This is a genomic window from Exiguobacterium sp. s40 (genome assembly GCF_018617905.1).
Lineage (GTDB): Bacteria > Bacillota > Bacilli > Exiguobacteriales > Exiguobacteriaceae > Exiguobacterium > Exiguobacterium mexicanum_A.
On record NZ_JACSLC010000002.1, the window covers coordinates 22801 to 43371 of the forward strand.

The window sequence follows — 20571 nt, forward strand, 5'->3', positions numbered from 1 at the left end:
AACAGCCCGAACTCTTTCAAAAAGTTCGGGCTGTTTGTTTACGTTTACGACGAACGCATCGAGTCCCCGTAACCCCCGGTCAAGCGGTGCGTGAGCCGATGGTACCAGTAGCGAAGACGTAAGCGATATACATACAGTCTGGACGTGTTCGGCAAGACGACGTTGTCGATATAATCGGCGAACATGGCGCGGAACATATGGTCCTCACTGTCGTCATATGTCGCACTCCACATGCCGTGCTCTTCGACCTCGAGCAGCATCGCAATCGTCTCGTCATCGAGCTGATGATTGTCTTCCGGCAACCGCTTGACGAGCATCTCGACCCGATGGCTGCAAATCGACGCATAGAGCGAGTGGGCGCGCGGGTTGTGCGGGTTCGCGTTCAAGTACCCGATGGCCACCTTGAGCAGTTCATCATTCATCTCGAGCGGAATCTCATCGAACGCTTGGAAGAATTCGAGCAGCATCGGCACGGTCTCTTCGTTGAACCCGGCGAGCCGGACGTAATGCATCAAGTGGAGGCCGGCCTCCCCGTAAAACTTGCGGTTGAAGTAATGGACGGCAATCGCGCGCTGGACCATCGGCACGTCCGGATAGCGTTCGACGGCACGGAGGAAATGCTGCTCGGCCTCGAACGTGAAATTCGTATCATCGCTCAAGAGGCCATGGAGGCAGTGGATCATGTAATGGTCACCTTTTTCGCCCGCTGCTTCGAGCGCGGCGCGGGCCCGGCCGAACTCGCCTTCGCGGATGAGCGGATACGCCCGCATCGCCGGGAAGAACGGGTCCTCGGGAAAGTGCGTCTCGCCGCGGACGATGAGCGACTCGATGGACTCGGCGTTATAATCGTCAATCAGTTCTTCAAGGAGCATCATCTCGAGGAAGGTGCGTTGAAAGTCTGGATGGTGTAAATCGATGGTGTGTTTCATGAGGGTCCCTCCCAAGTTCATGAGTGTGGCTTCATTATACCGAGCAATTGGACGGACGAGTAGATTTTTTTCAAGAAATGGGAAAAGAAAAGGGAAGGATTTCCGAGGAAAGGGAGGAATGGAGATGGTCACGTTCACAGGGTATATCGTCGAGCTCGAGCCAACGCGGATTCGAGTCGCGCCGAACTTGGATGCCGAGCCGTTCGATGGGATCGTATTTCACTGGGAGGAGCCGTTGCGAGAGGACGAGACACCGCTCGCCGTCGGGCAACAGGTGCGCGTCGAGCATGATGAGAAGATGACCCGTTCGCTGCCGCCCCAGGCGACGGCGTATCGAATCGATGTGCTATGATGGTGTCGAGGTGAATTGAATGGGACAGTCGAATTTCTTATGGATGGGCGTCGTCATCGCCATCAGTGCGCTGATCGTCTGGTTGTTGCAGGACGTGATGCCGTTTTGGATGTTGTCGATCATCCTGCTGTTGTTCGGGGCCGCGGTCGGCAACGTGCAGCGGCGCTCTCGAAAAGACACATGAAAAAGCACGTCATCATTCAGATGGCGTGCTTTCTTCGTCTTCTGACGGCTCGTCCGGGACATCCTCGGTCGCGTCAGTTGCGTCCGGTTTCTCCTCGGTGACGGGCGGTGGTGCCGGTTTGTCTTTCTTGTCTTGTTTCGGTTTTGTGTCGGGCTGATCTGCCTTTGGTTTTGTGTTCGGTTTGTCTTGCTTTTTGACCGGTGCCGGTGCTTCCGCTTCTTTCTCCTGAACGGCTGGCTTCTCTGGCTCGACCGGTTCCGCCGGTTCGGTCACAGGGACGTCAGGCTCGGTCGGTTGTTCCGTGACGGGAGGCGTCTCAGGTTCTTCGGCCGGTTGTTCCGGCTCGGCTGGTGCTTCCTCTTCAACCGGTACCGGTTCTTCTGCTGGCTCCTCGGTTTCAGTTGGAGCTTCGGGAGCAGCTTCTGGTTCCGGTGTCGGTTCCGGTTCTGGAGCTGGAGCGGGTTCTGCCGGCTCTTCTCGTTTTGGGACCGGTGTGATCGGTGCGACCGGTGCCAGTTCAGCGGCCGGCGTACTGCGTTTTTTCGTCGGTGGCGGTGCCGGCGTGTCAGACTCGAGGAACGACAACACGTCTTGTTCGAACAAGGCGACCGGGAGCGTCTTCGTCACCAAGTGGATGCCGAGCACTCGTCCATTGGCCGTGACGATCGGGCTACCGACGGCGCGATTTGGTAAATCGAATTCCCGCTTATAGCTGTCTTCTTCGAACGTGAGCGTTCCTTCGATCTGTTCATCTGGCGCGAGCGTTAACACCGGCTCGTCGGGTCCGACAATCGCGTGGCTGAACGAGAACGGGGTCGCCTTCACTTTCTCGATGCGGATGACGGCGATGGCGTCGGTCCGCCCGACGACGGTACCGTTCACGGTCTCGTCACCTTGTTTCAATGTGACGCGAGTGATGCCGGCGACGTTATGGGCCGCCGTCAACACGTCTTGCGGGCTAATCAAAAAGCCGGAGCCCGTTCCAATCGTATATAAGCTATCTTGCAACGTCTCGAGGTCGACGGTGTTAGCCCCGTTAGCCGAGACCGTATCTTCGGTGATGTTCAAATCGACTTTGTCGGCGAGCGATTCACTCGAGCGCGGAGTGTCGGTGAGATAGGCGTTCGTCAAAAACGAGACGAACGCGATGAGTGCGATGACGATAGGGACAGCAATCCATTTCAAGCGACGTGGGCGATGGCCACACGTCGGACAAACAGTGGTTTTCGAGCGGGTCTTCGCTCCGCAGTGTGGACAAGTCACGGGATGACACCTTCCTTTATAAACATAGATGATATGTCTATTCCTCATATGAGGAAGGGGTAAACAATAATTGACCAGGTTTAGAAGTGGAAATAGGGAATTGAATGATGAGTGCTTTTTTGAGATGACTAGGATGAATCCAAATCTATGGATATGAGGTGACTTTCCTTGATTGTGAGATGTAGCCATTGCGGATATGAACAAGTTCCTATTGGACGAGTCGAGCGATATGATATGGTATTGAAAATGACAGTAGGGATGGGATTAGACATGAAGTTCGTCGTATTATTTGGTCCACAAGCCGTCGGCAAAATGACGGTCGGGCAAGAACTCGCCAGTATTACCGACTTAAAGCTGTTCCATAACCATATGACGATTGATCTCGTCAGTCCGTTCTTCAGTTACGGGACACCGGAAGGGCGTCGCCTCGTCCAGCTGTTCCGCCATGAGCTGTTCGGCGCGGTCGCGAAAAGTGATTTGGACGGGATGATCTTCACGTTCGTCTGGGCGTTCGATTTAGAAGAGGACTGGGCGTATATCAAACAAGTGACCGACCTGTTCGAGTCGAACGGGGCCGACATCTATTATGTCGAGCTCGAAGCGGACATCGAAGAGCGCCTCATTCGCAACCAAACGGAGAACCGGTTGACCCATAAGCCGACGAAGCGGGACATCGCCTGGTCGGAAGGTGAGTTGAAGCAGACGGCGACGCTATACCGATTGAACTCACAGGACGGGGAACTCGACGTCGACAACTACTTGCGCATCAACAACACATATCTCGATGCGGCGACGGTCGCCGAACGAATCAAACAACATTTCCAGCTATGACGAAAACGAGTCTATTAGGAAAGACGAGTGAGAATCATTGCCATGAATAGAATGATTTTCACTTTTCTTTCTTTTTTTCGGCTTAACCTCAAAAAATCTCTTTTTATCAAAAAACGACGAAACTACGCCCGTTTCTAAACGGTTTGGACGAGGACCTGGCGTAAGTGGGTAATGAATCGCCACGACCTTTTTTTGGGTATAAATACCTAGAAAGTGTAGATGTGGGTAGTTCAATGCAATTACCGAATTTAAGACTAAGTAGTTTGCTATTCTAATGGTGATAGGAATGGATTAAACACATATTCATGAATTAGGATTCGATTGTTATTTATAAAAAAGAGGAGGGTTCACGTTGACATATTTAGTTGTGGAATTTCCAACGATATCAGAAATATATAAAAATAATGTGTTAAATAACCGTTTCGAAATTGGGCGTAACATCTACAACAGCCTTGCCAATATAACCCTCAAGCGTTACAAGGAAATGATTAAAACCCAACGTTATCGACAGGCACTAGAGCTGCATAAGGCTAATAAACGTGAAGCGAATGAAGCCTTTAAAGAATTGTGTGAGGAATATCGTCTTTCAGAATATGAGTTCCACAAAGATGTTAAGCCTATGCAACATCACTTTAAAAAAATATCGACTCCAACACTTCTCAGAAGATTGCTACTCGATTATGGAAAGCTTTTGATGAGTTATTGTATGGTAATGGGAAACAAATTCACTTCAAGAAATTCGGTGAATTTAATTCCTTAGAAGGAAAGACGAATAAAGCAGGCATCCGATACAAGGATGGGTATTTGTTATGGAATGGTTTATCACTTCAAGTCATTTGTGATCAAAACAATTCTTACGAACTCGAGGCTTTTCAAAATGATATTGCTTATTGCAGGGTTGTGAGAAAGTGGGTTCGTAAAAAGTATAAATTTTATGTCCAAATTGTTTTTAAAGGGATACCGCCAGCTAAACGGAATAAAGAAACGGGACACTTCAAACGAACTACTGGTTCGGGTGACGTTGGATTGGACATTGGTCTGAGCACACTTGCAATTGTCAGTGAGAAAAAAGTGAAACTGCTGGTGTTGGCCGATCGAGTCCGTTCTTTTGAAGGTGAAAAACGGCTGCTTCTACGGAAAATGAATCGTTCCAGACGTGCAATGAACCCGTCGTATTTCAATCCCGATGGAACCGTTAAGTCTATTCGGAACAAAGAATGGCAAAAATCCAAGCATTACTTATCCTATCAAGGAAAAGTTCGAGAAATCTATCGAAAACAGGCAGCAGTTCGCAAATATCAACACGAATGTCTGGCAAACGAAATTGTCGCAATGGGTGATAAAATTTATGTTGAGACCATGAATTTTTTAGATTTAGCAAAACGGAAAAAAACACTACTGTTAATGAACGAACCGACAGTTTCAATAAAAAGAAACGCTTCGGCAAGTCTATTGCCAACAGATTGCCGGCTATGTTGTTAGAAATCATCAATCGCAAACTACAATACCATGGAAACTCCCTAATCAAAATTCATACCCATTTGGTAAAAGCAAGTCAGTATAATCATTTGAATAAAACCTTTACGAAAAAAGAATTATCACAACGGTGGAATGATTTTAACGGCGTCCAAGTCCAAAGAGACTTGTATTCGGCCTTCCTAATCATGAATATTAATGATGATTTACAGACTTACAATGAAGAGAAATGTATCAGCCGTTTTGAAGAATTCCTTTCGAAACATCACATTGAGATTAAACGTTGTAAAAAAATGAATATTATCTAATAAGTAATAACAGGATGTTGACATGCGTCCTATGCCATTACAAAACCCTGCTCAGAGGTTTGATGGTGAAAGTCTAATGGAAAAGGGTTAGTCTCCTATACTTTCGAGTGTCGTTGGAAGCCCTTGTACTTTAGACCCTTACCACCTAGTGCTTAGAGTGTCAGAATAAAGGAAGAAGGATTCTATAAATCTACGGCAGGATGTCACAAGAGAGGATTTTAGATAGTAATTCCAAAAGAAGTAGAAAGGTGGGGGTAGGATGTTATTCAAAAAGAAAATAGCAGAAGAAGCGGCAGGATCGAAACGGTTTCACGTCAAGTTGACGGAACAACTGCCGGAACTTGGACAAATCACCATCCTCGTCGATACGGACACCGGCGTGAACTATATCCAGACGTGGGTCGGGACAGGTGGAGGCATCACTCCGCTACTCGATGCGAATGGTGATGTTGTGGTCGAGGAAGGGTACCGATCGTGATGTCACTCAGCACCAATCGGCTGACGTTACGGCGGGTGACAGCGGACGATGCACCACACCTGTTGGCATATTTATCGAAACCTGAGGTCGTCCGCCATATGGGACTCGACCCGTTCACGTCGTTAGAGGATGCGTTAGAAGAGATTGCCTGGTACGATTCGATTCTCGAGGAAGGGACAGGTGTCCGCTGGGGAATCACGTTGACCGGGCAAAACGAGGTCATCGGCAGTTGCGGATTTTTGAACGTGTCAGCGAAGCACCAGCGAGCCGAAATTGGGTTTGAGCTCAGCTCGGATTATTGGGGAAGAGGTATTGCCGGTGAGGCGCTCCGCGCGGTCGTTCATCATGGGTTCAGCCAACTCGGGTTCCATCGTATCGAGGCGCTCGTCGAGCCGGCGAATACCGCGTCACAACAGCTCCTCGAGCGGGTCGGATTTACGCGAGAAGGGTTGCTGCGGGGGTATGAGTTCACACGTGGTAAGTACGACGATTTATATATGTATTCATTGCTTGAGACAGACAGCATGACATGATGGAGGACGACACCGATGCAGATTATCGAATTCAAAAACGTGAGTCATGGAGACATTTTACATAACGTGACGGGTTATTTTCGGGAAGGACGGATCACGACGTTCGTCGGTCCGAGCGGTGCCGGTAAGACGACGTGCCTGAAGCACATCAACGGCCTGTTATCGCCGGACACCGGCGCGATTTATTTCAAAGGGGAGAATATCGATTCGATCGACGTCATCGAACTGCGCCAACGAATCGGCATGGCGTTCCAAAGCGCGCCGATGATTGACGGGACGGTGTACGACAACATGAACCTGCCCAAAGCCATCTTCGGCGAGACGCTCGAACGGGAACGGGCGGCGGACCTGTTGCAGAAAGTCGACTTGGGCGGGATCTCGCTCGACCAACCGATCAAGACGTTGTCGGGCGGGGAACGGAGTCGTGTCGCCATTGCCCGGACGCTCGTCAACAAGCCGGACGTGCTGTTATTGGACGAGATTACGGCGAGCCTCGACTATCGGACCGTGAAAGAAATCGAGCGGTTGATTGTGAGACTGCAAAAAGACTTCGGGGTCACCGTCGTCTGGATTACGCACGACCTCGATCAAGCCCGTCGTGTCAGTGATGACATGTGGTTCTTGCGAAACGGGGAACTGATTGAGTTCGGCGACGCGACGTTCATCGACGAGTCGGACAACCCGATGATCGGTCGTTTCGTGAGGGGGGAAGAACTATGACGTTCATCGAACTGATGACCTCGTTGGTTTTCGTCGCCATCCCGCTCGGTTTGGCGCTGTTCTTAAAACTTGGGCTCGAACGCGACATCTTGATTGCGACGGTGCGGTCGATTGTTCAGTTGCTCATCATCGGCTATATTTTGACGTTCGTCTTCGAGAGCGACAGCCCGGTGTTCATGTTGCTCATGATCCTGCTCATGATTGGGGCGGCGACACAGAACATCATCAAAAAAGGGGACGGCATCCCCGGCATCACATGGATGATTCTGCTCACGCTCGTCACGGTCGAGACGTTGACGATGGGTCTCATGCTCGGGCTAGGCATCATCCCGTTTGAGCCGGAGAAAGTCATCCCAATCAGCGGCATGGTCATCGGGAACTGTATGGTGTTGTCGCTCCTGTTCTTGAACAAGTTCAAAGACGAGGTCGAGCGGAGCGATGAAGTGATTGAGCTCATCTTGTCGTTCGGCGGCACACCGAAAGCAGCGATTGAGCGCAGTTTGAAGAGCGCCATCCGCACGAGCATGATTCCGACCGTCGAGGCGCAGAAGACGATGGGGCTCGTCCAACTACCGGGTATGATGAGCGGACTCATCATCGGCGGGGCCGACCCGATGGAGGCGGTGTTGTATCAGTTGCTCATCTTATTCCTGATCTTGACGACCGCATCGATTTCGGCGGTCATGGTCGGCTATCTGGCGTATCCGCGCCTGTTCAACCAAAAACTTCAGTTCGTCGGCTTGACGTATCGAAAGGGGAAAACGACATGATTCAAGGCATCCATCACGTGCAAATCACGATTCCGAAAGGAGAGGAAACACGAGCCCGTGCGTTCTATTGTGGCGTGCTCGGTCTTCCAGAAATCGAGAAACCGGCGTCACTTCAAGGACGGGGCGGGTTTTGGCTCGAGGTCGGCGACCGTAGCGTCCACGTCGGCACCGAGGACGGGTTTGACCGACTGTCGACGAAAGGACATGTCGCCTATGCTGTGACCGATTTAGCGGAATGGGGACAGAAACTTGAGGCGGAAGGCATCGAGCGGCTCACGGGTATCCCGATTCCCGGATTCGACCGGTTCGAGTTCCGCGACCCGTTCGGCAATCGAGTCGAGATGATTCAAGCCCTCTAAATGGAGAGTGCCCACAGTGGGTGCTCTTTTTTTCGTTCAAGAGATGCCGAACAGTTCGACGACAGCTTTCCAATTGGAAGGATAGGCGTTGCTGCCACTATGCTGGTGCAACAGTTTGCCGTGACGGTTCACGGTGAAGTTCCATTGCGTCCCGTCCATCGTGAAACACCCTTTTTCCTCGAATACGTCAGGCCAGCGATGGGAGACGAGCGACACGAATCGCTCATGGACGCGGAAGGCATCTGTTTCGTTGTACCAACCGGAACGGGGAATCGCCGTGCATAAATCGAACTCTTCACGCCAGATGACTTCTCGTTTGACCGCGCCATCTTCAAAAAATGAGAAACTGGACTCGTTATGGACGCCGAAGCCGCCGACCGTGAACGTGGCGGTGACGGTCGGTTTCTTTTTACGGATGGCATCGAGCGGGATGGTCGGCTCGAACGTCAATTTCGCTTCGCGCGACCTTTTGAGGGCCAGCTGTTCTTCTACGGAACGCCTCGGACGAACGGATTGAAACCATTGCTTTTTTGTGTGTTGACTCATGTTCATCTTCCTTTCACCTCATCGGATGGCTTGATTATAAGCAAAATGAACATGATGGGTATGTACAAAAATGAACCAGGTACGATGAAAGGGAGTGTCGATTGGGACACTCCCTTTTGAGGTGACGTATTTAGTGTCGAGAAGGCGGAACGATTGTTCCTTGATGGAACCGCATCTTCCATTGGCCATCAACGTTCACCCAAATCGAACTGCGCAAGGCGATGCGTCCGGTGGAGTGGTCTTCGGTCCGATACGTGGCCAGGACGACGTCGTCTTGAACGTTCTCCAGTGAGAAGTCGGATAAGGTGATGTGAATCTCGCCGAGGTCCATCGTGGCGGCAGATGCCGTCCGATATAACATGCGCCCCGAACTGCCGATTTCAAAAAAATCATCCGTGAGTAGACGGTGCAAGTGCTCAGGCGATGTGCGCACTTCGGTCGTCAGTAACGCCCGTTCCTGTTGTTCGATCAAGTCAGCCAGCATGTGGTTGCTCCTCCTGTTTTCCAAGATTCATGACAATGACGCCGAGTACGATAACGATCAGGCCGATGCTGTTCAAGGTCGACAGCATTTCCCCATACACGAACACCCCGATCAGCCCGGTCGCGACCGTGCCGAGCCCCGCCCAGACGCTATAGGCAATGCTGAGGGGAATGGTCTTCAAGACGATGCCCATCAACGTGAACGAGATGGCGAAGCTGATTAAGAGAACGAGACTCGGGAACGGATTGGTGAATCCGTCCGACAGCTTCAACATCGACGTCCCGAGCACTTCGAACGCAATCGATACGAGTAAGATTCCATATGATTTCATGATTTCCCTCCTCATAGTTTCATCAAGACGAGCCCGATGATGACAAGCCCGATGCCGACAACGGTCTGAATCCGGACTTGTTCCTTGAAGACGAGGAAGCCGATCAGCGCCGTCGCGGCCGTGCCGACCCCGCTCCAGAACGCATAGGCGAAACTGAGCGGGATCGAGAGGAGGGCGAGCGACAACAAGTAAAATGCCGTCACGTAACCGAAGGCGACACCGAGAACGGGCAGGCGGCTCGTTGTCGTCGCGTTCAGCTTCAACATGCTCGAACCGAACAGTTCAGAGACGATGGCACCGACGAGATAGACGAAGCCCATGTTACGATTCTCCTTTTGACAGCGCGTCGCACTTTTGTCGGATGATGCGGGCGGCACGGTCTTTGAACGCAGCGCTATAGCCATATGTCAACGCGAACCAAAACCCGTCACAGAGCAGTCGAAGCTCGAGCACGCGATCAGCGTCAGGACCATCCACGGCGAACTGTTCATCCCAACGTTTGGCGGCGTCATTCCAAAGCTTTCCACTCGCATCTTCTTGGGATGAGATGAAGACGGCAATCAAGTCAGCATCACCTTCGCTATAATCGAGCGTCGCGAGGGCGTAGGCGCGTGTGAACGGATAAGGACCATCCAACCCCGTTTGATGATGGACGATTCGATTTTCAAATTCATCGAGCGCCATTCTATTCATCTGCTGCAACAGGTTAGCCTTGCTTTCAAAGTGGTATAAGACGCCGCCTTTCGTGATACCGGCGCGTTTGGCTAAGTGGTCCATCGACAGTTGTTGAATGCCCTCGGTTTGAATGATTTGTGCGGCGGTCCGCAGTAACAGTTGTTTTTTATTCATGTGTTTCCTCCCCACTATACTGAACGGTCAGTATAGTGAGCGTGTCAGACTAGAGGTGGGGTGTCGAGATGAATACTTGAATGGGATAATTAGGAAAAGGGGGGAAAGAGGATGGGTTCACATTTGATGCATCTCGTCATCGCGAATGAGGTGTGGGCGTATTTGACAGATGTCGATCGCACGGCTTTTTTGTTGGGGAATCTTGCGCCCGATGCGACGACTTCTAAACAAAACACCCACTATTACGCGGGGCGGCATGAGGATATGACAAGACGGCTCGACCTTAATCAATATTGGGTGGACAGTGTGGACGAGAATCAATCGTTCCGCCTCGGCTATTATTGCCATCTCGTCGCGGACGAGATTTGGCTACAAGGTTTCTACAAGGGATGGCTCAAGCAAGTTATCACGAATGACCCGGAAAAGCAGGCGATGTATTATGCCGATTTTGATGCGTATAATGCACGCCTAGCTCAACGACTAGGTGTCTTCGATTTCACTTCGTTGAAAAATCATGCGACGAATGAACTACGTGAACTCGTCGTGAAAGTCGAGCGGGATGCGGAGGCAACAGAGGAAGGGACGTATACGATGTTTTTGCCACACCAGCTCGATGGTTACGTCGAGACGTGCATCCTTCGTTGCCGCCAGATGGTTCAACAGAAAAGTGAGGTGACCACATGACACAACGCCGCTATGCGCCGCTCTACGTAACGTTTGGACTTTCGATCCTGACAATCGTGGCGCTGTTCACTGTGAACGCTCGTTTTTTTCCGAATTTGGACTTGATGACGGCCATCTGGGCGTATATCGCTTTAGATATCGCCTTGATCGCCACATTGATTTGGGGCCTATTCTCGAAAGAGAAGATGGTACGCGTGTTCAGCCTCGTTGGGAATCTTGGGTTGATCGTGCCGCTATCGATTTGGATTTTTTTGTTGGTGCTCGCTAACGGGATTTCGGAAGCATGAGGGGTGATAAATCAAACGTGCCATTTTTGATGCGTCCTGTTCCGTTTTTCATCTTGCTCGCATTGTGCGGACCGCTCGCATTAGCGCTTGTCTTGATTTATTGGCGCGATTTGCCAGAAGATAGGCGCGGTCCCCATATGATTATGTCTATCTTGTTCTCACTCATGTTCATCTCAAAAATTCTTCCGAACGGTATTTTGCAAATCATCGTCTTCTCATTCACATACACACTTGTTTTATTTATCACCTACAGCATTTGGGGTCGAAAAAGAAAACGAGAAAAAGAATAGCCGTATAATCTGGAAAGTAGCCACACAAGCTGCTTTCTTTTTTTGTTCGCATTAGATAGAGAGAATAATATTTCCATTTCCAATTTGAAAATTTGGCATTGCACAACCTTTTTTTGTTTGTTATGCTTCTCAATGAAAACGACAATGATAATCATTATCAGTTAGAAAGCGTCAGTATCCATACATAGAGCAGAATCGTGAAACGGTTGCGGACTCACTGAGAAGGTCGTCATTCAAAAACAGATACACAGGGAGATGGAAAGAATGGGGAAATGGAAAGCAGCAGTCATGCTCACATCACTCGTCTTCACGCTAGCCGCATGCGGTAGCACGGATGAGACGAAAGACGCAGGAAGCGCGGAAGCGGAGACGGCACCGAAGACAGTTGAAATCACGGACGCACATGGAACAATCGATGTGCCTGTAAACCCGGAGAAGGTCGTCGCGCTCGACAACCGAACGTTCGAGACGCTCTCAGATTGGGAAATCGACTTGGTCGCCGCACCAATCGGATTAATTCCAGCGGACTTGCCTTATAAAAACGACAAAGACATCGTTGACGTCGGGATGCACAATGAACCGAACTTAGAAGCGATTGCCGGTGTGGATCCGGATGTCGTCATCGTCGGTCAACGATTCGCCGACTACTACGACGACATTAAAAAGTTGGTTCCGGAAGCGGCCGTCATCGATTTGAACATCGAGCTCCCGGAAGATGCGGGCACGCCAGGTGAAATCTTGGTCGAAGGCTTTGAGACAACGACGCGCTCACTCGGACAAATCTTTGAAAAAGAAACGGAAGCAGATGAGCTCATCGCGAGCTTCGAAGCATCGATTGAAAGTGTGAAAGAGGCATACGACAGTGAAGACACGGTCATGTCAGTCATCGTCTCAGGCGGAAATATCGGCTTCTCGGCACCGAACACAGGACGTGTCTTCGGACCGATGTATGACATCTTTGACTGGACACCAGCCCTCGAAGTAGCGAAAACGACAGGGGACCATCAAGGGGATGAGGTCTCGGTCGAAGCGATTGCCGAGAGTGACCCGGACTGGTTGTTCGTCCTCGACCGTGATGCGGCCATTTCAAGCATGGAAGACGCAGTGCCTGCAGCGGACGTGATCGATAACGCACCGGCGCTCCAAAAAACGAAAGCCGTGACAGACGAAAAAATCGTATATGCGCCGAACGATACGTACATCAACGAATCGATTCAAACTTATTCTGAACTATTCAACGATATCGCAGCCGCGCTTTCGAAATAAGGGAGTCACGTTGTGCAAAAACCAATGACAGCAAGGGTTGAGACATTGTCTCAGCCCTCCTTTTCTAACATATGGACGAAGTCCTTTATCGTAGCAATGTTCGTGGTGTTCATATTGGCGGGCCTTTCGCTCGTGACCGGCGTCTATGACATTCGTCAAGAAGGCGGGTCGGACATGTTTTGGATCACCCGCGTCCCGCGCACGGTCGCCATTATGTTGACCGGTGCCGCCATGGCGATGTCGGGGCTAGTCATGCAACTGATCACACAGAACCGTCTCGTCGAACCGACGACGACAGGTACACTCGAATGGGCGGGGCTCGGCCTGCTCGCTGTGTATCTGCTCGTCCCGGCTCCGACGCTCATGATGCGGATGACGGGGGCAATCGTCTTTTCATTCATCGGAACGATGGTCTTCTTCTGGTTTCTGCGTTCGGTCAAACTCCGCTCGTCGTTGATTGTCCCGATTATCGGACTCATGCTCGGGGCGGTCGTCTCGGCCGTATCGACGTTTCTCGGTCTATTCTTTCAAGCCAGCCAGACGATCGAAGGTTGGTTCGTCGGGTCGTTCGCATCGGTGCAGGTCGGACGGTATGAATATCTGTGGCTCATCATCCTCGTCACGTTCTTCATCTTCATCCTCGCGAACCGCTTGACGCTCGCTGGACTCGGAGAAGACATCGCGACGAGCCTCGGCGTCAACTACAGCCGTTTGATTTTGATTGCGACGGGATTGATCGCGCTCGCGGTCGGGGTCGTGGCGACGGTCATCGGCAATCTGCCGTTTCTCGGGCTGATCGTCCCGAACATCGTCTCGATGTTTCGCGGGGATGACCTCCGCAGCAACTTGCCGTGGGTATGCGTCATTGGGATGGGAACGGTCCTCGTCAGCGATTTGATTTCGCGGACGATCATCATGCCGTTTGAATTGCCGGTATCGCTCATTCTCGGTACGGTCGGGTCAATCGTATTTATCGTAATTCTCTTGAGACAGCGGAAGACGGGAGGGGTACGATGAGCACACTTATTGAAAATAAGACGAAGCATCGGGAAGCATACGATGTTGATGGTCGGTCCGTGCATACAGACGATCGGTGTGCGACGGCGTTTCGTTCCAAACGAGAACAGTGCAGCTATTGGTTGTTCCTGGCCTTCTTCATTGTCGGGGGATTGCTCTGTGCGTTGGGGTTGCTCGTCTATAACAATCCGGTCCCGTTTGATTCACCGTCGTTCATCCCGGTCGTCGAACGTCGGGTCGTCGCCGTCATCACGATGGCGATTGCCGCGCTCTGTCAGAGTTTGGCGACGGTCGCGTTTCATTCGGTGACGAACAACCGCATTATCACACCCTCGTTGCTCGGGTTCGACGCGCTCTACTCGACGATTCAGACGAGCATGATCTTCTTCTTCGGTGCAGGGGCATTAATCGGTTTTTCGGGAACCGGTGCCTTTTTGACCCAAGTTGGCCTCATGGTGCTCATGAGTCTGCTCTTGTACGGCTGGCTCTTGTCCGGGAAATACGGAAACCTGCAACTGATGCTTCTCGTCGGGATTATCATCGGGACGGGATTGAATTCGGTGTCCTCGTTCATGCGACGCATGCTCGCGCCATCCGAGTTCGACGTCCTGCAGGCCCGTCTGTTCGGTTCGGTCATGCATGCCGATGCCGCCTACTTCCCGATTGTTATCCCGATCGTGATTGTCGTCGGAATCTTGTTGTATAGCTTCTCCAATCGCTTGAACGTCGTCGCACTCGGGAAAGACGTGGCGACATCGTTCGGGGTGAACCATCGCCGGAGCGTCATCTTTACGCTCGTCTTAATCTCGCTTCTCATGTCGGTATCGACGGCGCTGATTGGACCGTTGACGTTCTTTGGATTCTTGGTGGCGACGCTCAGCTATCAAGTCGCGGCGACATACGATCATAAATACGTGTTTCCGATGGCGTTCGCGCTTGGCTTCTTCGTTCTGACGAGCGCGTATTTCTTTATGTATCACATTCTCAATACACCGAGTGTCGTGTCCGTCATCATTGAACTGTTCGGCGGCATGGTTTTCTTAGCACTGATTATAACAAAATCAAACGAGAATTCTCTCTCCTCTAAGCGTCCAAGGCGCAGTCTAGCGTAGGTAGGAGATGAATCGATTAGCCTTGAATCCTTCAGCCAACCTGTGACAGATATAACGAACGAAAGTTCGTATTTCTGTCAGATTTCCTCTCCTCCTCCGCGGGTATGAAATGAGGAAGACGCACATCACGATTTTCTGCCGAGGGGAGGGATAGACGTGCTGAAGGGCTACAAATACCGGCTCCATCCGACGGCTGCGCAAGCCGAATTCCTGATTCGAACGATCGGCTGCGCCCGGTTCGTCTACAACAAACTGCTCGAGGACCGCATCACCATCTACGAGGAGGCGAAGCTCGGAGACGGACCGAAGCGAAAACCGCCGACACCGGCCTCCTACAAACCGTTATTCCCGTTCCTGTGTGAGGCGGACAGCCTCGCGCTCGCCAACGCGAAGCTGCACCTCGACGCGGCGTTCGCGAGCTTCTTCGCCGGGACGGCCGGTTTCCCGGTGTTCAAGTCGAGACGGAAGGCGCGTGCCTCCTACACGACGAACAACCAGCACGGCACGATCCGCATCGAGGCGGGAAAAGTCCGTCTGCCGAAGGTCGGGTTCGTCCGCTTCACACAGCACCGAGGCTTCCAAGGAGAAATCCGGTCGGCGACCGTGTCGATGACGAAAACGGGCAAGTTCTTCGTGTCGCTCCTCGTCGAGCAGGACGACGAGCCATGGGTCCCGGCCGAGCACAAAATCGGGATCGACCTCGGCCTCGGACACTTCGCAGTCATGACGAACGACGAGCTTGTCACGGAGAAGGTCCCGAACCCGCGCAACCTGCGCGAGGCCGAGACGCGGCTCAAACGGGCGCAGCGTGCGCTCTCCCGCAAGAAGTCAGGCAGCAGGAACCGCGAGAAGGCCCGGCTCCTCCTCGCGAAGAAACACGAGAAGGTTGCCAATCGGCGCAACGACTTCCTCCACAAGCTGTCGCGACGCATCGTCGACGAGAACCAAGTCGTCGTGATCGAGACGCTGAAACCGATGGAGATGATGAAGGATTGTCGCCTGTCAAAATCAATCGGGGACGCCGCGTGGGGCGAGTTCGCCCGCCAGCTCGCCTACAAATGCAGGTTCTATGGACGCACGTTGATCCTTGTCGACCAATGGTTTGCCTCGACTCAAGTCTGTTCGGCCTGCGGCGAGAACGGCGGCAAGAAGGAGCTAGACATCCGCGAGTGGACATGCGCCGCGTGCTTCGCGCACCACGACCGTGACGTCAACGCGAGTCTCAACCTGTTGCATCTCGCTGACTGAAAAAAATCAGGGCAGGGACTGTCCGACGAGCTTGGTCAACAACCGTGGCTAACAAAAGCACGGTCTTCCCAAGAAGCTCCCACTCAAGTTGCGAAGCAAACAAGTGGTAAGTAGTTCACGGAAGAGGTCACTATGATTCAGTTTAGTTCACGAAAGAGGTCGCTATGATTCAATTAGAACAAGTACAAAAATCGTATTCGGATAATGTCCAAATCGGACCAATCAATCTCGACATCCCGAAGGCTGGGTTCACGTCGTTGATCGGACCGAACGGGGCTGGGAAATCGACGACGCTCATGATGATCGGCCGTTTGCTCGATTTAGACGCGGGTCAAATCCAAGTCGCCGGCATGGACGTGTCAAGCACGAAATCGAAAGACTTGGCGAAAATCGTCACGATTTTACGGCAAGAGAATCATTTCGTGACGCGTCTCACCGTCCGTCAGCTCGCGGGATTCGGACGTTTCCCATACTCGAAGGGGCGGTTGACGCAAGAGGACGAACGGATCATCTCGAAATATATCGACTTCCTCGATCTGACGTCGCTCGAGCATCGCTATCTCGATGAACTGTCGGGCGGGCAGCGCCAACGGGCGTACGTCGCGATGGTGCTCTGTCAGGAAACGGATTACGTGCTCCTCGACGAGCCGCTCAACAACCTCGATATCGCTCGCTCGGTCCAGATGATGGAATACTTGCGGCACGTCGCCGACGAGTTTGGACGGACGATTGTCACGGTGCTCCATGACATCAACTTCGCGGCGAAATATTCGGACCGCATCTGTGCGATGAAAGACGGGAACATCGCCGCCTTTGGTACGGTCGAAGAGATTATGGACGCAGACATCCTATCTGACATTTTTGAGACGAAACTGGAGATCATTCAAGGGCCGTATGGACCGATCGCAGTCTATTAAAGAAAGGACGGGATTCGATGCTGATTTACTGGACACCGATTCAACAAGTCGTAGAGGAAGCAAAAGACACTTACACGTTCAAGCTTGAGCTACCGGCTGGCTTCACATGGGAAGAAGGCGCGCACACGCACTTCGCGCTCGAGGGCTTCAATCAAGAAGATAGACCGAACCGGACGTTGATTCGTCATATGTCGATCTCGACGTTGCCGCATGAAGGTGCGATCGGCATCACGACCCGGGTCAAACCGGAATGTTCGACGTTCAAATCAATCTTGCGTGACATGAACATCGGGGACAAGGTCGCCATCTTCAAGACGCATTCGAACGTGCCATTGAAGCGGGAAGGGAAGAACGTCTATCTGTTATCGTGCGGGGTCGGCATTGCGACGTTCCGCCCGCTCGTACTCGCGTATTTGGCGAACGGGGAAGGTGTGCCGCACCTCCACTCGTTGAACGTCGACTCGTCGAAAGAATATTTGTTTAACGATGTGTTCGCGTCAACGAATGGATTCACGGCCGAGTTCGTCGACAATCGTCCGGACTATTACCAGCTGGTCGAGACGCTCGCCGCAGACAAAGACGGACTGTTTTACCTTGTCGGCAGCGATGACTTCTTGCATGAGACGATTGCCAAATTGCGTCAAAATGGCGTGACGCCGGACCAAATCATGCTCGACAAACATGACTTCCAAATGGAAGATTTCTTGAAGGCCTGACGCTCAGACCGAGGACGTGTTCCTCGGTCTTTTTGCATGGCACAAGTCGACGAAGCGCTTGAACACGTCACGTCCGTTTGGCGTTCCAATCGATTCGGGATGGAACTGGACACCATATGTCGGGTGCTCGGGATGTTCGAGCGCCATGATGACCTCGTCATGCGTGCGAGCGGTCACGACGAGGTCTGTCTCCAAGACGACGAGCGAATGGTAGCGCATGACCTCACTCGGACTCCCGTCGAACAAGACGCCCGGGGTCGTCTCGATCACGGACGTCTTCCCATGCATGACCTGTTCGGCCCGACCGACCGTGCCACCGAACGCCTCGGCGATGACTTGATGTCCGAGACAGACGCCAAGGATGGGGATGGTGCTGGACAAGGTGCGGACGACATCGAGCGAGACACCGGCATCCAGCGGGCCACCTGGACCCGGAGAGATGATAATTCCAGCCGGATTGAGGTCGCGAATCGCGTCGATTGTCAGTTCGTCATTGCGGACGACCAAGATGTCGCTGAACCGGGCGACATCTTGATACACGTTATACGTGAACGAGTCGTAGTTATCGATGAGTAGAATCATGCGAACACCTCCAAGAGTGATTTGGCTTTATGCAACGTCTCTTCATATTCTGACACCGGGTCCGAGTCGTAGACGATGCCGGCACCGGCTTGGACATAGGCCGTGTCACCTTGAACGACCATCGTCCGAATGGCGAGGGCGAAATCATAGCCGCCCCGGACGTCGAGATAGCCGACGGCCCCGGCATATACTTCGCGCTTCACCGTTTCCAATTCGTCAATCAGCTGCATCGCTCGAATCTTTGGGGCGCCCGAGACGGTACCGGCCGGGAGACAGGCCCGCAGCGCGTCAATCGGATTCAAGTCGTCGCGCAGTTCACCTTCGACCTCGGAGACGAGATGCATGACGTTTTTGAAGTGCTCGATTTCCATCTGTTTCGGAATCGTGACCGAGCCGACTTTGGCGACCCGGCCGATGTCGTTGCGACCGAGGTCGAGGAGCATCCGGTGCTCGGCGAGTTCTTTCTCGTCTTGAATCAGATCAGCAGCGTGACGCACGTCTTCTTCGATTGTCTTGCCACGGGGGCGGGTGCCGGCGATCGGGTTCGTCGAGACGCGATTTCCCTCGACGCGAACGAGACTCTCCGGGGACGCCCCGAGGATGATCGCCTCGCCGAGATCGATATAGAATAAGTACGGACTCGGGTTCTGTTTCCGGAGCGTTCGGTAGAAGTGGAACGGATCGCCGGTGAACGTCGCGTCGATGCGTTGGGACAAGACGAGTTGGAACACTTCACCGGCGAGGATGGCTTCTTTCGCCTTTAAGACGCGTTCAACGAACTCATCTTTGCCGGTCAACACGCGTTCACTCGTACGGACGACGGGTGCGAGTTCGTGTGTCTTCGCCGTCTCGAGCGACCGTTTGGCGTGGTGGAGTCGCTTCTCAGCATCATCATTTCCAGTGTCAATCACGATGACCTGCTCTTCGACGTGATCATAGAGAACGACCGTCTCATATCGTTGGAACAAGGCGTCCGGCAAACCACGCGTCTCACTCGGGGTATTCGGAATCGGCTCGTAAACCCGCTGCATGTCATAGCCGATATAGCCGACGGCACCGCCGATGAACGGATAGGGGGCGTCCGGTGTGTCTCGCGCAACCAGTTCCGATAACAAGGCGAGGGGGTCGTCCGTATGCATCGTGCCGGATGCGTCGGTCACTTCGTTGCCGTTGGCGCGAATCGTCTCGACCGGGTTCGAAGCGATAATCGAGTAGCGGCCGTGCTTGCCTTCGGCGCGGCTCTCGAGCAACACTTTCCGTTCGCCTGTTAATCGATGAAAAATGGCCACCGGTGTCAGTTCGTCGCCATTGATGATGAGTTGTTTCATATCGATAACCTCCTTATAATTTGAGAGAAAAGGGGAAACTATGGTGCACATCTTAAAACCGAATCAGTTCTCAGGAGATGCGCTCACTGAGCACATCGAGCTAGAAGAAGAATTAAGTCCGTTTCTCGATCAATCGGATGAGTTGAATCAAGCGTATTTCGATGCCGTGATACGAAAAGCGAAGGGGTTGTTCGACACCTTGTTTCCGAACGGTGAGGGCTTCACGCTCGTGTATCATGTTTATGGTGATCACCCGGGCAACACCGGTATGTTTCGATTGATTCGCGACAAATCGCTCCGCTTTCAGACAGCGTTGATTCGTTCCGAAGAAGAGGAGGAGACGCTCTGGACGTATATCGTGCCGATTGCTGATCGAGACCAGATCAGGATGTCTCGTTTGTTGGAGGCGATTTGTCACCAAGACTTTCAAGCATTGAGACCACAACTGCGTGGCTGGGCCATGTCGTATCCTGCCGTTCAGTTCATTCATCAGGAAGCAGGACATATACTATTTGTTTATGATGACCGTGGTGCCTATATCCGCGGGACATCACCCGAACACCTCCAAGCAATCAAACAAAAAATCTCCCCGCCCCTCATGCCCGATCGGACATGAAGGACGAGGAGATTTCCCCGTGTTGCCACCTTCGTTGAGAGACTTCGCGCCTCCCCTCTCATCGCGAACCATCATTCGCTGTCCTCGGTAACGGG

Annotated in this window: 29 protein-coding genes and 1 other annotated feature (1 of these 30 only partly in view); of the genes, 20 read left to right on the forward strand and 9 right to left on the reverse strand. The window is 52.4% G+C overall.

Annotation, left to right across the window (positions count from 1 at the left end; all coding sequences use genetic code 11):
* Positions 1-44: 44 nt before the first annotated feature.
* Positions 45-929, reverse strand: a complete 885-nt coding sequence (locus tag KNP02_RS01705) for a tetratricopeptide repeat protein (RefSeq protein ID WP_251129096.1) — start codon at positions 927-929, stop codon at positions 45-47.
* Between the two features lie 124 nt (positions 930-1053).
* Here KNP02_RS01705 and KNP02_RS01710 point away from each other — a divergent pair, with 124 nt between their 5' ends.
* On the forward strand, positions 1054-1281 hold the full coding sequence (locus tag KNP02_RS01710) for a DUF3221 domain-containing protein (RefSeq protein ID WP_034778924.1): 228 nt from the start codon (positions 1054-1056) through the stop codon (positions 1279-1281).
* Positions 1282-1300: 19 nt separating this feature from the next.
* Positions 1301-1465, forward strand: a complete 165-nt coding sequence (locus KNP02_RS01715; protein ID WP_034778922.1) for a hypothetical protein — start codon at positions 1301-1303, stop codon at positions 1463-1465.
* A gap of 12 nt (positions 1466-1477) precedes the next feature.
* On the opposite strand, the gene KNP02_RS01720 is transcribed toward KNP02_RS01715, so the two are convergent.
* Positions 1478-2728, reverse strand: a complete 1251-nt coding sequence (locus KNP02_RS01720) for a hypothetical protein (protein WP_214751407.1) — start codon at positions 2726-2728, stop codon at positions 1478-1480.
* A 270-nt stretch (positions 2729-2998) separates the two neighbouring features.
* On the opposite strand from KNP02_RS01720, the gene KNP02_RS01725 reads away from it, so the two are divergent.
* From KNP02_RS01725 to KNP02_RS01760, 8 genes are all read left to right on the forward strand, one after another.
* Positions 2999-3559 (forward strand): AAA family ATPase, encoded by a 561-nt coding sequence (locus KNP02_RS01725; protein ID WP_131471779.1) that lies wholly within the window; start codon positions 2999-3001, stop codon positions 3557-3559.
* A 352-nt stretch (positions 3560-3911) separates the two neighbouring features.
* Positions 3912-4319, forward strand: coding sequence for a hypothetical protein (locus KNP02_RS01730; protein WP_214706764.1), 408 nt, complete (start codon positions 3912-3914; stop codon positions 4317-4319).
* Positions 4320-4363: 44 nt separating this feature from the next.
* Positions 4364-5041 (forward strand): hypothetical protein, encoded by a 678-nt coding sequence (locus tag KNP02_RS01735; protein ID WP_214706766.1) that lies wholly within the window; start codon positions 4364-4366, stop codon positions 5039-5041.
* Between the two features lie 561 nt (positions 5042-5602).
* Positions 5603-5821, forward strand: coding sequence for a DUF6440 family protein (locus KNP02_RS01740; RefSeq protein ID WP_058764442.1), 219 nt, complete (start codon positions 5603-5605; stop codon positions 5819-5821).
* Positions 5821-6354: a GNAT family N-acetyltransferase gene (locus KNP02_RS01745; protein WP_214707336.1), complete on the forward strand. Its 534-nt coding sequence runs from the start codon at positions 5821-5823 to the stop codon at positions 6352-6354. Before KNP02_RS01740 ends, KNP02_RS01745 begins: the two co-directional genes overlap by 1 nt.
* A 15-nt stretch (positions 6355-6369) precedes the next feature.
* The gene (locus tag KNP02_RS01750) at positions 6370-7074 is read left to right on the forward strand and encodes an ABC transporter ATP-binding protein (RefSeq protein ID WP_214706767.1); all 705 of its coding nucleotides are present in this window, start codon (positions 6370-6372) and stop codon (positions 7072-7074) included.
* Positions 7071-7844, forward strand: coding sequence for an ABC transporter permease (locus tag KNP02_RS01755; protein ID WP_034778899.1), 774 nt, complete (start codon positions 7071-7073; stop codon positions 7842-7844). The genes KNP02_RS01750 and KNP02_RS01755 overlap by 4 nt, the downstream gene beginning before the upstream one ends.
* Positions 7841-8203, forward strand: coding sequence for a VOC family protein (locus KNP02_RS01760; protein WP_214706769.1), 363 nt, complete (start codon positions 7841-7843; stop codon positions 8201-8203). The genes KNP02_RS01755 and KNP02_RS01760 overlap by 4 nt, the downstream gene beginning before the upstream one ends.
* A 36-nt stretch (positions 8204-8239) precedes the next feature.
* Here KNP02_RS01760 and KNP02_RS01765 read toward each other — a convergent pair whose 3' ends face one another.
* The 5 genes from KNP02_RS01765 to KNP02_RS01785 form a co-directional block, all read right to left on the reverse strand.
* Positions 8240-8749: a hypothetical protein gene (locus KNP02_RS01765; RefSeq protein WP_214706771.1), complete on the reverse strand. Its 510-nt coding sequence runs from the start codon at positions 8747-8749 to the stop codon at positions 8240-8242.
* Between the two features lie 130 nt (positions 8750-8879).
* Entirely contained in the window at positions 8880-9233 is a 354-nt protein-coding gene (locus tag KNP02_RS01770; RefSeq protein ID WP_138858934.1) for a nuclear transport factor 2 family protein, read from the reverse strand.
* A complete protein-coding gene (locus KNP02_RS01775; protein ID WP_214706773.1) occupies positions 9223-9564 on the reverse strand; it encodes a DMT family transporter in 342 nt (113 codons plus the stop codon). Before KNP02_RS01775 ends, KNP02_RS01770 begins: the two co-directional genes overlap by 11 nt.
* Positions 9565-9575: 11 nt before the next feature.
* Complete coding sequence (locus tag KNP02_RS01780) at positions 9576-9884, reverse strand: DMT family transporter (protein WP_058764429.1); 309 nt, start codon at positions 9882-9884, stop codon at positions 9576-9578.
* Between the two features lies 1 nt (position 9885).
* A complete protein-coding gene (locus KNP02_RS01785; protein WP_138858936.1) occupies positions 9886-10413 on the reverse strand; it encodes a TetR/AcrR family transcriptional regulator in 528 nt (175 codons plus the stop codon).
* Positions 10414-10524: 111 nt separating this feature from the next.
* On the opposite strand from KNP02_RS01785, the gene KNP02_RS01790 reads away from it, so the two are divergent.
* From KNP02_RS01790 to KNP02_RS01830, 9 genes are all read left to right on the forward strand, one after another.
* Complete coding sequence (locus KNP02_RS01790; protein ID WP_214706779.1) at positions 10525-11097, forward strand: zinc dependent phospholipase C family protein; 573 nt, start codon at positions 10525-10527, stop codon at positions 11095-11097.
* Positions 11094-11384 (forward strand): hypothetical protein, encoded by a 291-nt coding sequence (locus KNP02_RS01795; RefSeq protein ID WP_214706781.1) that lies wholly within the window; start codon positions 11094-11096, stop codon positions 11382-11384. The genes KNP02_RS01790 and KNP02_RS01795 overlap by 4 nt, the downstream gene beginning before the upstream one ends.
* Before the next feature lie 17 nt (positions 11385-11401).
* A complete protein-coding gene (locus tag KNP02_RS01800) occupies positions 11402-11674 on the forward strand; it encodes a hypothetical protein (protein WP_353047333.1) in 273 nt (90 codons plus the stop codon).
* Between the two features lie 264 nt (positions 11675-11938).
* Positions 11939-12940: a siderophore ABC transporter substrate-binding protein gene (locus KNP02_RS01805; protein ID WP_214706792.1), complete on the forward strand. Its 1002-nt coding sequence runs from the start codon at positions 11939-11941 to the stop codon at positions 12938-12940.
* 24 nt (positions 12941-12964) lie between these two features.
* A complete protein-coding gene (locus KNP02_RS01810) occupies positions 12965-13957 on the forward strand; it encodes an ABC transporter permease (protein WP_251129121.1) in 993 nt (330 codons plus the stop codon).
* Positions 13954-15069 carry an iron chelate uptake ABC transporter family permease subunit gene (locus KNP02_RS01815; RefSeq protein ID WP_214706796.1) on the forward strand — a complete coding sequence of 372 codons (1116 nt, stop codon included), beginning with the start codon at positions 13954-13956 and terminating at the stop codon, positions 15067-15069. Before KNP02_RS01810 ends, KNP02_RS01815 begins: the two co-directional genes overlap by 4 nt.
* A 156-nt stretch (positions 15070-15225) precedes the next feature.
* On the forward strand, positions 15226-16317 hold the full coding sequence (locus tag KNP02_RS01820) for an RNA-guided endonuclease TnpB family protein (protein WP_214706798.1): 1092 nt from the start codon (positions 15226-15228) through the stop codon (positions 16315-16317).
* A gap of 164 nt (positions 16318-16481) precedes the next feature.
* Positions 16482-17234 (forward strand): iron ABC transporter ATP-binding protein, encoded by a 753-nt coding sequence (locus KNP02_RS01825; RefSeq protein WP_214706800.1) that lies wholly within the window; start codon positions 16482-16484, stop codon positions 17232-17234.
* 17 nt (positions 17235-17251) lie between these two features.
* Positions 17252-17950: a dihydropteridine reductase gene (locus KNP02_RS01830; protein WP_214706802.1), complete on the forward strand. Its 699-nt coding sequence runs from the start codon at positions 17252-17254 to the stop codon at positions 17948-17950.
* 3 nt (positions 17951-17953) lie between these two features.
* On the opposite strand, the gene KNP02_RS01835 is transcribed toward KNP02_RS01830, so the two are convergent.
* On the reverse strand, positions 17954-18532 hold the full coding sequence (locus KNP02_RS01835) for an anthranilate synthase component II (RefSeq protein WP_214706804.1): 579 nt from the start codon (positions 18530-18532) through the stop codon (positions 17954-17956).
* Positions 18529-19860: an anthranilate synthase component I gene (trpE, locus tag KNP02_RS01840; RefSeq protein ID WP_214706806.1), complete on the reverse strand. Its 1332-nt coding sequence runs from the start codon at positions 19858-19860 to the stop codon at positions 18529-18531. The genes KNP02_RS01835 and trpE overlap by 4 nt, the downstream gene beginning before the upstream one ends.
* 43 nt (positions 19861-19903) lie before the next feature.
* Here trpE and KNP02_RS01845 point away from each other — a divergent pair, with 43 nt between their 5' ends.
* On the forward strand, positions 19904-20476 hold the full coding sequence (locus KNP02_RS01845) for a DUF3885 domain-containing protein (protein ID WP_214751410.1): 573 nt from the start codon (positions 19904-19906) through the stop codon (positions 20474-20476).
* Positions 20473-20571 (reverse strand) — a binding site (T-box leader); it runs 134 nt beyond the window's last position. It overlaps the preceding gene by 4 nt.